Origin of the sequence: Vallitalea maricola, from assembly GCF_036985595.1 — a bacterium.
Classification (GTDB): domain Bacteria; phylum Bacillota; class Clostridia; order Lachnospirales; family Vallitaleaceae; genus Vallitalea; species Vallitalea maricola.
This window is the reverse complement of sequence record NZ_BTPU01000009.1, coordinates 47,939-60,514: the sequence shown is the minus strand read 5'-3', so window position 1 is coordinate 60,514 and position 12,576 is coordinate 47,939. Positions and strand designations below refer to the sequence as shown.

Sequence of the window (12,576 nt, the reverse complement as noted above, 5' to 3'; positions counted from 1 at the left end):
CTAACCCCTCACTTTCCTTCTAAAAATAAGTTTAAGTCTTGACATGAAACCAAATTCTGTATTCAAGTAATCTACAGCTAAGAAGAATATTATTAGACCTTGAATTATACTGATAAGTGATCTTGGTACTCCAACCATTAGTTCCATAGTACTGCCACCATTTTTTAATATTCCAAAAAAAAGTGCGGCTATTAGTATACCAAGGGGGTTATTTTTACCAAGTAGGGCGATTGTCATACCGTCCCATCCATACCCAGGTGAAAATCCAGCTATAAATCTATGATGAACACCTAGAACTTCCCCTGCACCAGCAATACCTGCAAGCATTCCACTAACTACCATAATGATGATTGCTTTATTTCTAGTATTCATACCAGTAGCTTCTGCAAAACTTACATTGTGCCCGATAGCTTTTATCTCAAATCCCAGCCTAGTATATTTAAATATATAATAGACTATACATACCATAATAAGAGCAATAATGAATGCCCAGTTTAATTGAGATGTTTTCATAAAACGAGGAAGGTAAGCACTTTGTTCTATAGGGTATGTAGCAGCATAACCTTCTCCAGAATAGAATACGAAGTTAGTTAAGTAATCAGTCAATAATATTGCTACATAGTTCAACATAATGGTAACAACCATTTCATTTACGTTAAATCTGCCTTTTAATACTCCAGGGATAAGGGCAAATAGTCCACCTACGACAACAGCAGCTAGTATACATAGAATTACATGAAGTACAGGTGGTAGTCCTTTTAAAGTAAATCCTACATAAGCAGCAGCAAATGCACCAAGATACATCTGACCTTCGACACCCATATTGAAGAGATTGGCTTTGAAAGCAACTGCTATTGCAAGCCCTGTTACAATAATAGGAGTAGAGCTAAATAGTGTATTATAAAGAGCGCTTTTTCCAACTAGTGCACCTCTAAACATAGCTCCATAAGCTTCTATTGGATTATGACCAGATACAACAATTAAGACAGCTCCTACTAAAAAGGCAAAGATAACAGGTAATATGAGATAAAATACTTTTTTTGAAATTTGCTTGTAATTTATTTTAGTCATCATTCTCTACCTCTCTTTTATCTGTTATTCCAGCCATAAGGTATCCAAGTTCCTCTTTTGTAGTCTCTTTAGCATTGACTTCGCCGATTATACTACCTTTGTACATGACAATTATTCTATCGCTAAGATTCATAATCTCTGATAGTTCAGATGATACAACTAGTACGGCTTTATTATCATTTCTAAGACTGATGAGTTGTTTGTGGATGAACTCTATGGAACCAATATCAACTCCACGAGTAGGTTGACTGGCGATAACTAGATCAGGATTCATAGATAATTCTCTTGCAATAATTACTTTTTGTGCATTCCCGCCAGATAGTTGCCCCACATTACCATCTGCTGAACCTACACGAATATCAAAATCATTTATTAATTCATCACGGTTATCTCTTATTTTCTTATAGTTATAATGATAGGTAGAACCAAATTTATCAGTATCATGATAACCTGCCATAAGGTTTTCTGATATCTTCATATTTCTACATAAACCATGTTTATATCTATCTTCTGGAATAATACCAATTCCTAGTTTTCTAATTTTTTCAGATGGATAATTAGTTATGTTTTTGTCTTTGTATGTTACTTTTCCATTAGTACATTTCATAAGCCCTGTAAGTACTTTGATTAATTGAGATTGACCATTACCTTCAACTCCTGCAACACCAAGAATCTCTCCTCTTTTAACAGCGAAATTTACATTATCAAGTAATTTAACCTTTTGCTTATTGGTTACACTAAGGTTATTGACAGCAAAGAGTTCATCACCAATTTTGGCTTCTGGTTTTTCTACTTGAAGTAGAACATCCCTTCCCACCATTAATTTGGCTAGGTCTTTTTCTGTTACATCTTTTGTTTCAACCCTGTCAACAATTTCACCTTTTCTTATAACGGTTACGCTGTCTGAGCATCTCTTGACTTCTCCTAGCTTATGTGTAATAATGATGATTGTCTTGCCGGCCTCACGAAGTTCATTAAGGCTAATTAGTAATTCATCAACTTCTTGAGGAGTAAGTACAGCAGTTGGTTCATCAAGTATTAGAATATCCACATTACGATAAAGCATTTTTAATATTTCTACCCTTTGTTCAGTTCCTATGGGTACGTTTTGAATTTTATCTTTGGGATTAATATTAAAACCATATTTTTCAATAAGCTCTTTTACAACTTTGATTTCTTTCTTCTTATTGATTCTGATGCCTTTTGTGAGTTCATCACCCAATAAGATGTTTTCGAAGATTGTAAATGTAGGTACTAATTTGAAATGTTGGTGAACCATACCTATTCCAAGGTTAATTGCATCACGAGGATTATTTATAGATACGTGTTTTCCTTTAATGTATATTTCACCTTCTGTTGGTTGTAATAAACCATATAACATATTCATGAGAGTTGATTTTCCAGCACCGTTTTCCCCAACAATCGCATGGATTTCACCCTCTTTAACTTGGAGGTTAATTTTATTATTAGCTGTAAAATCTCCAAATTTTTTTGTGAGATTTTTAGTTTCTATGATATACAAGGAAATTCACTCCTTTACATAACGAGTTCGTTTATTTATGATGTAAACTTGGATGATTTTATATGTTTATCAGGTATTAACTAATCTACAATACATTTCAAGGCCTTTTCCCTTATTCCAAACCTTGAAATGTATTGCCTCAAGGATTAGTTGATATCTTTTTTTATTCTTTTGTCACATCAGTGACTTTGATTTCTCCACTAACTATTTTTTCTCTTATTTCTTCAAGTTGGTCGAGATATTCTGGTTTTAACATATCTTTTGTGTGTTCCATTGGACTAAGTTCTGTTCCCTCTTTTAATCCAAGCTCTACTACATTTTCATCGCTAATAGTACCATCTTGTAATTTCTCAGCAAGCATGACCATCGCCATATCCAGTCTTTTCATCATACTTGTAAGAATGTTACCAGGAACAATATAATCTTGATCAGAGTCAACACCTACAGCAAAAACATTTTTCTCTTTAACTGCTTCGAATACGCCTTCACCAGTTCCACCAGCTATCTGATATACTACATCTGAACCTTGGTCAATTTGTACTAATGCAAGTTCTTTTCCTTTTGCTGGGTCTCCAAATGAGTTAGAATAACCTTTTAATACTTTAATATCTGGGTCGATATATTTGGCACCTTCTTCATATCCAACGATAAATTTATCAATACCAGGAGATTGAACACCACCTATAGCACTGATTATCTTTTGATCATTTGTTTTATCAATGGAATCATCAGTTGTTACCATAGCTGCTAAAGCACCAGCTAAGAAGGAGCCTTCATGTTCTTTGAAAATAACAGAAGTAACATTAGGTTGGTCTACTACTATGTTGAATATTGCAAATCTTGTATCTGGAAATTGAGGAGCTACTGTGTTAAGAATATCAGCGTGTCCATATTCAAGTGTACAAACTAAGTCATAACCTGCTTTTGCAAGTTCAGTTAAGTATTTTTCACCTTCTGAAACATCAGCAGGTTCAACAACTTTAATTTCCATGTTCATGTCTTTTTCAATCTTTTTGAGTCCTTCATATGCTGAATCATTATAGGAACGATCTCCAAGCCCTCCAGCACTTGTTACCATGGCAACCTTAAATGTTTTGTTTTTTGCTGTATCTTTGTCATCAGTGTCGGTTGTATTCTTATTGTCACCAGTTTTTGTACATCCCACTAATAATAAAGTTAAGCATAACATAATTGCAAATACCTTTTTTAAGTTCATTTTTTTCCTCCTTTTTTGTAATTAAATAAGTTTTAATTAGTTTTGACATATATGATAACTTCCATTCTACTTTTTAAAAAAACTTTCGTACCAAAGGGATGGGTAAATAATAATTAAGTTTTAGTACGAAAGTTATAAGTAAAATTGGAAAGTATCTGCTTATTCAACAAAATCCATATAGAATTTTGATCTATCAGAGCGGTAATAAGTTTTGAAATATTCTACTAATATTTTGTCATTATCATGCTTTCCATATACCCAGCCGTTGAACTTCAGTAAAGGAAGGTTAAGACTAACGTCCAATGCTTTTGCAAGTTCTTCGGAAGGTAATACTGCTTCTACTGTTCTATTAGTTCCTATAATGTCTATTTTATAAACCTTTGAAAGGGTTTTATAAATTGAGTTATTATTAAAATTAAAATTTTCAATGGAAGGTACATATTTATATGGTATATAGGATTTTGTGTAGTTGATAGGAGTACCTTCGATTAGATTAACTCTTTCTGTATAGAACACTTTATCCTTATTATCTAGATTCATATGATGAATTATTCTTTTACTTGGTGTAAATACATCATATTTTAAAACTTTTGATATAGGATCGAAGCCTTTGCTTCTTAACATTTCGGTACAACTAGTCAATTTTAGTAATCCTTGTGCGAATTTTTTACCTTTTACATATGTGCCTTTACCATGAATTTTGTACAAATAACCTTCGTTAACTAATACGTCTATTGCTTTTCTAACTGTAGTACGACTGATATCGTATTTCTCCATCATGTCACGTTCTGAGGGTATTAGTTCATCAGCATTCACTTCTTCATCTTCGATCATTCTTATGATTTCTTGTTTTAACTTATAATACAAAGGTATTGGCGTATCGATACTTTTCATATTATTCCTCCTTAAGGTGGTGTTAACGTGATGTCATCTCGTCACTACCAGTTAGGTAGAGTGTAGCATATTTTTTTACATAATTCAAGGTATTTTGTGCATAAAGTCTAATATTTTTATTTTTACTGTGGAAAACTGTGAAATATAAAGGGATTTAGTTGAAAGGAAATAATTGTATGATGGTTTATTTGGGCAATAAGATGAAAATATGTATAATATTGTAATATATTTAGATGAAAATAGATAAAAGTAACGTGTTGGTGCTTAAAAAGAGGCTGGCCCAAGATACATTTTACCCCTGTAGGATGATTCTAAATGTATTATAAGATAGCCCCATAATAATATTAAGCGTTATTTTGCTTGTACTCTTTTAATGCCTGTGCTAACTGGTCTGGACATGATGTGGATTTGGAGCCACAAGGAAGTCCATCCAAACGCTCTATAACTTCATCTACTTCCATACCTTCAATCAAAGTACTGATACCTAATAAGTTACCAGCACAGCCTCTAGTAAATTTTACATTAGTTACTTTGTTGTCCTTGATGTCAAAGGTTATTTTTGTAGAGCATGTTCCTGATGTATGATATTCGTACATATGTATCTATCCTTTCTAAGATGTTATTGATTAATCAGCCTTTTTTAATATTTCGATAGTTATTAGGAGATAGAGAAATATTATTCTTGAAAACTCTAGAAAAATAATAAGGATCTTTGTAACCTAGTATTTTGGATATTTCTTTTATACTTTTGTTGGTGGTATCTAATAATTGACAAGCCTTCTGCATCTTCAAATGTATAAAATAATCAATAGGAGAATAACCTGTACTTTCTTTGAAAACATGTATAAGATAATTTTTGCTAAGAAATAGGTGATTACTTAGACCTTCCAGGGTTATTTTCTTGTCAATATTTTTATTCATATATTCAATACACTGATTGATGAAACCACAATCATCACAATTGTTTCCGTAGTTATTTTTTACATCATGAATAATACTTGTTAAAAACACACCAAGTAATTTATTGATATAGATCATGTTATTGATTGAATATCCTTTTTCATGGAGATGATATATCTGTTCAAATTGTTTTACTAGATTGCTGTGTTTTAATGGTGATACCGTTATTACAGGTTCATTTTCTTTCATGATATAGTTATAATATTCAATGCTTAGATTACCGTTAAAATGTATCCAGTATATACTCCATGGGTCACATTCATCGGCATAATATACATGGTTTCTATTAGCTTTTATTATGGTTAACTGATTTTTTTCTAGAGTAAAGTCCATTGTATCATATACTATTTTTCCCTTTCCATAAACACAAAAAAGTAAGATGTATTGATTAGAACCTTCCTTTCTTTCTCTATAATGATGTCTAGCTTCTGGAAAATAACCTATATCTGTTATAAACAAAGGTTTTATTAATGGATGAATAGTTACTTTTTCCAGAATGGGCTTGGGAATCACAATGAGTTTTTCACTCTTAAATCCTTGTTCTATCTTGATTCTATTCATGTAGATAGTATACATTAATAAAATTATTTTGGCAATGAAAAAAGTAATATAATCCATCTTTTGATTGATATATGATATTTCTAATATCCTCTGAACTTATTAAAATAATAGTATAAAGAGAAGGCAGGTGATTACATGAACGAAAAGCCAGAGATATATGAGAGTAATTATAAGAATGCAAAAAGTATACATATGAGTAATAACTTGATTAGCTGTACTATATTACCTGAGCTGGGAGGTAAGATTGCTTCATTTTATCATAAAGATAAGAAGTTTGAATTATTATTCCAGAATAAGAAGGACAAATATATGAAGCCAGATATGTATGATGATTTCTCATTATATGATGCTTCTGGTTTTGATGATTGTTTTCCTAGTGTTGATGAGGGTTTTGCACATTTTGGTTCTGAGAAGATTAAGTATCCAGATCATGGTGAGATATGGAGCAGTTGTTTTGACTATGAGATTATGGATGATAATGTTAAGTTAAAATATGTTGGCAGGTTATTGCCTTATACCTATGAGAAATGTATTAGGATTAATGAGAATACTATATTGATTGATTACAAGATCAAAAATACTGGCTCAGAAGTAATTGATTGTTTTTATACCATGCATTGTCTAATAAACTGTGAGAAAAATATGATTTTGAAATTCCCTAGAGAGACAAAGGAAGTTATAAATGTATTGGATAGCAGCTTTTTAGGTGAAAAAGGCAGTATACATCTTTTTCCTGTAACACATACATATGAAGGAAAAAGCTTTTTTCTAGACCACGTTAAATCACCAGATAGTAATGGATACGAAAAGTATTATGTAATGGATAAGATAGAAGATGGAATCTGTGGTGCTTACTATCCCAGTAAAGGAATTGAATTCGTTACAAAATATGATGCAACAAAATTACCTTATCTAGGATTTTGGGTTACAGAAGGTGGCTTTCGAGGTGACTATAATTGTGCTTTAGAACCTTCTAATGGTTTTTATGACAGTATGAAAAGTGTTTACGAGAATAATAAATTCATGAAGTTAGAACCAAATACTGATTTTGAATTCAGTATAGAGCTTAGTTTAACAAGTGTTACTGATTAGTTAGAAAGATAATGATAAATGTAAAATAAAAATTATAATAAGGAAGGTGTTTTTATGAGTAATATAATGGATGCTAAGATTTGGGTAGACACTATTGATTTACCTACATATCCAGTGGGTGAACCTAATAAGAATCCACTGTTTCTAGAGAAAAGAGTTTATCAAGGCAGCTCGGGTAAGATATATCCTCTTGCTTTTACAGATGAACTGATTGATGAAAAAGTAATGAAAACTTATGAAGTAGTATATTTGGAAAATGAGTATATCAAGGTTATGATTATGCCTGAAATGGGTGGTAAGATTTATAGAGCATATGATAAGACTAATAACTATGATTTTGTTTATTATAATCATGTAGTAAAACCTGCTTTGGTAGGATTAGCTGGACCTTGGGTTTCTGGAGGTATTGAGTTTAACTGGCCTCAACACCATAGACCTAGTACTTTCTCTCCTATAGAGTATACTATTGAAGAAAATGAGGATGGAAGCAAAACTTGTTGGGTAAGTGAAATTGACCGTATGTATGGAACTAAGGGAATGGCTGGTTTTACAGTATATAAAGATAAAGCTTATATTGAAGTAAAAGGACAATTGTATAATAGAACCGAAGTACCTCAGACTTTTTTATGGTGGGCTAATCCAGCTGTAGAAGTCAATGATTATACAAAATCAATTTTCCCTCCAGATGTTCATGCAGTTTTTGACCACGGTAAAAGAGATGTTTCCAGATTTCCTATAGCAACAGGTGTCTATTATAAGATGGATTATTCAAAAGGTGTGGACATATCCAGATATAAAAATCTTCAAGTACCAACCTCCTATATGGCGTATCATTCAGATTATAATTTTGTGGGAGGTTATGATTTCTCAGTTGAAGCAGGAATACTTCATATAGCTGACCATCATATTTCACCAGGTAAAAAACAATGGACATGGGGTAATGGTGATTTTGGACAGGCATGGGATAGAAATTTAACTGATGAAGATGGACCATATATTGAACTTATGACAGGGGTCTATACTGATAATCAACCAGACTTTACATGGTTAGCACCAAAGGAAGAAAAGACTTTCAAACAATATTTTATGCCTTATAAAAAAGTAGGAGAAGTGAAGAATGCTACCATTGATGCTGTTTTGAATCTAGAGGTAGAAGATTATAGAGCAAAAGTTATGTTATATACAACAAGTATTTTTGAAGGGCTGACTATGAGTTTGTATTTAGACGATAAGTTGATACATGAACAACCAATTGAAGAAATATCTCCTGTTGCTGCCATAGAAGAAAGTGTTGAATTAAAGAATAAAGTTGAAGAATATAGATTAGAAGTGGTTGTAAGAAAGAGTAACGAACAGGAATTAATTAGTTATAGACCATCAAAACCTGAAATACTTCAGACTCCAGACCCTGCAAAACCTGCATTGGAACCAAAGGATATCAAGACTTGTGAGGAGCTTTTCTTAACTGGTCTGCATATAGAGCAATACCGCCACGCTACATATCAACCAGAAGATTATTATCTTGAAGCTCTTAAGAGAGATGAAGGAGATATAAGGAACAATAATGCTTATGGGCTACTTATGTACAGACGAGGTAATTTTCAAGAGAGTGAGAAATATTTTAGAAGAGCAATAGAAACTGTAACAGCCAAGAATCCAAACCCTTATGATAGTGAACCATATTATAATCTAGGTTTAACATTAAAAAAACAAGGCAGATATAGAGAAGCTTATGATGCATTCTATAAGAGTGTATGGAGTAGTGCTTGGCAAGACAGCGGATACTATGAAATTGCTTGTATCAATTGTATTAATCAAGAATGGGAGACAGGATTAGAACATATAGATAAATCTATTGTAAGAAATTATCATAACACTAAAGCACGTAATCTAAAATCTTCTATCCTAAGAATTATGGGACGTAATGAATCTAGTATAAGATTGGCATTAGAAACTATAGATATTGACCCTATAGATTTTGGAGCTGTATATGAATTATATAAAAATTATACTATACTTAATGATAAAGAGATGGCAGACAAGTATTTCAAAAGATTAAATGATTTATTAAGGGGATATCATCATAATTATCTTGAACTTGCTATTGATTATGGTAATGGAGGTCTTTATGAAGATGCCATAGATATTTTATCCTTCTATGATGAAGGGAAAGATAGTTATCCATTGATTAATTATTATATGGGATATTATTATATGAGAGCTAATAATAAGAATAAGGCAGTAGAAGCTTATGACAAGGCTGCAACTATTAAACCAGATTATTGTTTCCCTAATAGGTTAGAATCTATTTTAGTGTTAACTGAAGCTATAAACATTAATGATAGAGATTCCAAGGCACCTTATTATCTGGCTAACCTGTTATATGATAAAAAACAGTATCAAAATGCAATAAAGTTATGGGAAGCAAGTATTGATAAAGACGATACCTTTGCAATAGCCAGCAGGAATCTAGCATTAGCTTATGTTAATAAAAATGATGATACCAAAAAGGGTCTATTCTATTTGGAAAAAGCATTTGACTTGGATCAGACTGATGCAAGAGTGCTCTTTGAGCTTGACCAACTGTATAAAAAACTACAAAGACCATATAATGAAAGATTAACTTTTCTTGAAGAACATATGGAAACTGTAGAAAAGAGAGATGATTTGTTTATTGAATACATTACCTTATATAATAACATTGGTGATTATAATAAGGCATTAGAACTTATAGCTAATAGAAAATTTCATCCTTGGGAGGGCGGCGAAGGAAAAGTAACTACCCAGTACAAACGTTGCCGTATTGAACTTGCCAAGGAAGCTATAGTGGATAATAAAGCTGAGGAGGCTATCAAGTTATTACAAGAGTGTACAGTATATCCTCATAATCTTGGTGAAGGTAAACTTCCAGCAGCTGCTGAAAATGATATCTACTATTTTATGGGAATGGCTTATGAACTTATTGATGAAGATAATAAAGGAGTAGAATGTTATAAAAAAGCTTCTTATGGAATAGATGAGCCTACTGATGCCATGTATTATAATGACCAGCCTGCTGATATGATGTTCTATCAAGGGTTAGCTCTAGCTAAGTTAAATAGAATTAGTGAAGCAAAGGGAATGTTCAACAAGTTATTTGATTATGGTGAAAATCATATTTATGATAACAAGAAGATAGATTATTTTGCTGTTTCTCTACCAGATTTCTTAGTCTTTGAAGATGATTTGAATCTTAAGAATAGAGTCCATTGTCTATATTTAATGGGGCTTGGAGAATTAGGAATAGGTAAAATCAACAGTGGGTTAAAATATTTGCAAGAAGCTTACGAGCTTAATATGAACCATCAAGGAATTATGGTTCATAGAAAGCTAAATGAAAAATTTGTTAATATGTAATATAAGGATAAGGAATTAATATAAATGCTTTATAATATTCAATCGTAAATTTTAATATAGCAATATTTGAAAAATTAGTGTTCACAAATTATTGGTACTATGAGATAATTATAAATGTGAACACTTTCTTTTTTCTTGAAATCTTTTATATAAAATATATAGTTTACAATAAATATAATCTAGGAGGAAAATAATGAGCGTTGTAGGAATTATAGGTGCTATGGAAGAAGAAGTAGCAGCTTTAAAAGAAAAAATGGTTATTGATGAAGTTAAACATTGTGCAAGTCTAGAATTTTACATAGGTAAAATGTTTGACAAAGAGGTAGTAGTTGTTAGATGTGGTATTGGAAAAGTCAATGCAGCAGTGTGTACCCAGATAATGATTGATAAATTCAATGTAGACATGATAATAAATACAGGAGTAGCTGGTGCTGTTAGCAATGAATTGAATATCGCTGATATAGTTATATCAAGTGATGCTCTTCAACATGATATGGATGCTACAGGATTCGGTTATAAACTTGGTGAGATACCAAGAATGGATGTAAGCTGTTTCAAAGCAGATGAGAAGTTGATTGAGCTTGCAAGTAAAGCAAGCAAGAAGAAGATTACTGATCATAATGTTTTTGTTGAAAGAATTGTCAGCGGAGACCAATTTATTTCAGATATGGAAGTGAAAAAAAGATTATTAGAGAATTTTGAAGGTTTCTGTACTGAGATGGAAGGTGCATCTATAGCTCATGTTTGTCATCTTAATAATGTGCCATTTGTTGTTATAAGATCCATATCAGATAAAGCAGATAACTCAGCGGAAACTAATTTTGCAGAATTTACTATGATTGCTGCAGATAATTCAACGAAAATAATTGAAGGAATGATTGAAATTTTATAAATTGTAAATAATTTCCAAATAACTCTTCCAATAATTATAATATTGATGTATAATAATTGTAAATAATTGGAAGGGGAGTTTGTTATGTTTGATACAATTAATTTAATAGTATGCTCAATATTATTTTTAATTTTTATTATAGGTGTATTTAGCTGTTTATCGGCTAATAATAAATATAATGGAATTCTAAAGACTATTGATGGTAAATTTGTGGACAAGGATGTCATGAGGATTGAACATAAATATAGACACAGGGTTGTTTCGGGAACAAAGCCGTTAAATACAAAAATCTTTATTGAAAAGAATCTGTACGATATTAAAATTAATAAGATACCAATTAGTATATTGGAGGATATTGCGATTAATACACTTTATTTTACAATACTTATTGGTCTCACATTTACTTTTCTCGAAATAGCATTGTTGAATAAAATCAATATAAATAATTTACCTAATGTTTTAATATGTGGTATAGTAGGTTTAGTACTTGGATTAGTACTACTTGGAGTCAGAATGATATGCCGGTTAGAAGATAAGAAGGAAATTGCTGCAATTTATTTATGCAACCATCTTGATAATGAGTTGGAAATCGTTATGAATGGGGTTAAGATTGCTAATGAAGGTTATGGTGAAAGTAAAGAAAATACAAAAATTTATAAAAAGGGCAAAAAAGGTATATACGATATTTCAAACTATCCTAGGGCTAGTAGGAACAGGGATGAAAGTATATCAAACAGTTCAGAAGTTCCAAGAGGGACAAAACCAAAAAGAAAAAGTCCTTTATTAGATGAAAATGTTTTGGAAGACGTTATTAAAGAAATAATGTCTTGAGAATAATATTTTTTTAATGATATAAAGAACCATTTTAGTTATGTGATTTATAACTAAAATGGTTCTTTATATTTTATAGGCTTTCTTTTTCTATGAGTTTAATATTTCGGTTTATCTTAGCAATATTAGGTAATTATGTTA

Annotated in this window: 10 protein-coding genes; 4 read left to right on the top strand and 6 right to left on the bottom strand. The window is 31.5% G+C overall.

Annotated elements, in window-relative coordinates; genetic code table 11:
* The 6 genes from AACQ14_RS03305 to AACQ14_RS03280 all read right to left on the bottom strand — a co-directional run bounded on the left by AACQ14_RS03305 (position 1) and on the right by AACQ14_RS03280 (position 6,239).
* Positions 1–1,074: an ABC transporter permease gene (locus AACQ14_RS03305; RefSeq protein ID WP_339362142.1), complete on the bottom strand. Its 1,074-nt coding sequence runs from the start codon at positions 1,072–1,074 to the stop codon at positions 1–3.
* Positions 1,064–2,593 (bottom strand): ABC transporter ATP-binding protein, encoded by a 1,530-nt coding sequence (locus tag AACQ14_RS03300; RefSeq protein WP_339362141.1) that lies wholly within the window; start codon positions 2,591–2,593, stop codon positions 1,064–1,066. Before AACQ14_RS03300 ends, AACQ14_RS03305 begins: the two co-directional genes overlap by 11 nt.
* 163 nt (positions 2,594–2,756) lie before the next feature.
* Positions 2,757–3,809 carry a BMP family lipoprotein gene (locus AACQ14_RS03295; RefSeq protein WP_339362140.1) on the bottom strand — a complete coding sequence of 351 codons (1,053 nt, stop codon included), beginning with the start codon at positions 3,807–3,809 and terminating at the stop codon, positions 2,757–2,759.
* A gap of 159 nt (positions 3,810–3,968) precedes the next feature.
* Positions 3,969–4,703, bottom strand: a complete 735-nt coding sequence (locus tag AACQ14_RS03290) for a GntR family transcriptional regulator (RefSeq protein WP_339362139.1) — start codon at positions 4,701–4,703, stop codon at positions 3,969–3,971.
* A gap of 344 nt (positions 4,704–5,047) precedes the next feature.
* Entirely contained in the window at positions 5,048–5,299 is a 252-nt protein-coding gene (locus AACQ14_RS03285; protein ID WP_339362138.1) for a TIGR03905 family TSCPD domain-containing protein, read from the bottom strand.
* Between the two features lie 34 nt (positions 5,300–5,333).
* A complete protein-coding gene (locus AACQ14_RS03280; protein WP_339362137.1) occupies positions 5,334–6,239 on the bottom strand; it encodes an AraC family transcriptional regulator in 906 nt (301 codons plus the stop codon).
* 120 nt (positions 6,240–6,359) lie between these two features.
* On the opposite strand from AACQ14_RS03280, the gene AACQ14_RS03275 reads away from it, so the two are divergent.
* From AACQ14_RS03275 to AACQ14_RS03260, 4 genes are all read left to right on the top strand, one after another.
* Positions 6,360–7,316, top strand: coding sequence for a hypothetical protein (locus AACQ14_RS03275; protein WP_339362136.1), 957 nt, complete (start codon positions 6,360–6,362; stop codon positions 7,314–7,316).
* A gap of 66 nt (positions 7,317–7,382) precedes the next feature.
* Positions 7,383–10,712 (top strand): DUF5107 domain-containing protein, encoded by a 3,330-nt coding sequence (locus tag AACQ14_RS03270; protein WP_423247982.1) that lies wholly within the window; start codon positions 7,383–7,385, stop codon positions 10,710–10,712.
* 193 nt (positions 10,713–10,905) lie between these two features.
* Positions 10,906–11,604 carry a 5'-methylthioadenosine/adenosylhomocysteine nucleosidase gene (locus AACQ14_RS03265; RefSeq protein ID WP_339362134.1) on the top strand — a complete coding sequence of 233 codons (699 nt, stop codon included), beginning with the start codon at positions 10,906–10,908 and terminating at the stop codon, positions 11,602–11,604.
* Between the two features lie 84 nt (positions 11,605–11,688).
* Entirely contained in the window at positions 11,689–12,435 is a 747-nt protein-coding gene (locus AACQ14_RS03260; protein WP_339362133.1) for a hypothetical protein, read from the top strand.
* Positions 12,436–12,576: the final 141 nt, after the last annotated feature.

Bases quoted from the DNA above. Each gene is read 5' to 3' on its own strand.
- AACQ14_RS03305 (WP_339362142.1), bottom strand. From the start codon at position 1,074: ATGATGACTAAAATAAATTACAAGCAAATTTCAAAAAAAGTATTTTAT.
- AACQ14_RS03295 (WP_339362140.1), bottom strand. From the start codon at position 3,809: ATGAACTTAAAAAAGGTATTTGCAATTATGTTATGCTTAACTTTATTA.
- AACQ14_RS03290 (WP_339362139.1), bottom strand. From the start codon at position 4,703: ATGAAAAGTATCGATACGCCAATACCTTTGTATTATAAGTTAAAACAA.
- AACQ14_RS03285 (WP_339362138.1), bottom strand. From the start codon at position 5,299: ATGTACGAATATCATACATCAGGAACATGCTCTACAAAAATAACCTTT.
- AACQ14_RS03280 (WP_339362137.1), bottom strand. From the start codon at position 6,239: ATGTATACTATCTACATGAATAGAATCAAGATAGAACAAGGATTTAAG.
- AACQ14_RS03275 (WP_339362136.1), top strand. From the start codon at position 6,360: ATGAACGAAAAGCCAGAGATATATGAGAGTAATTATAAGAATGCAAAA.
- AACQ14_RS03270 (WP_423247982.1), top strand. From the start codon at position 7,383: ATGGATGCTAAGATTTGGGTAGACACTATTGATTTACCTACATATCCA.
- AACQ14_RS03265 (WP_339362134.1), top strand. From the start codon at position 10,906: ATGAGCGTTGTAGGAATTATAGGTGCTATGGAAGAAGAAGTAGCAGCT.
- AACQ14_RS03260 (WP_339362133.1), top strand. From the start codon at position 11,689: ATGTTTGATACAATTAATTTAATAGTATGCTCAATATTATTTTTAATT.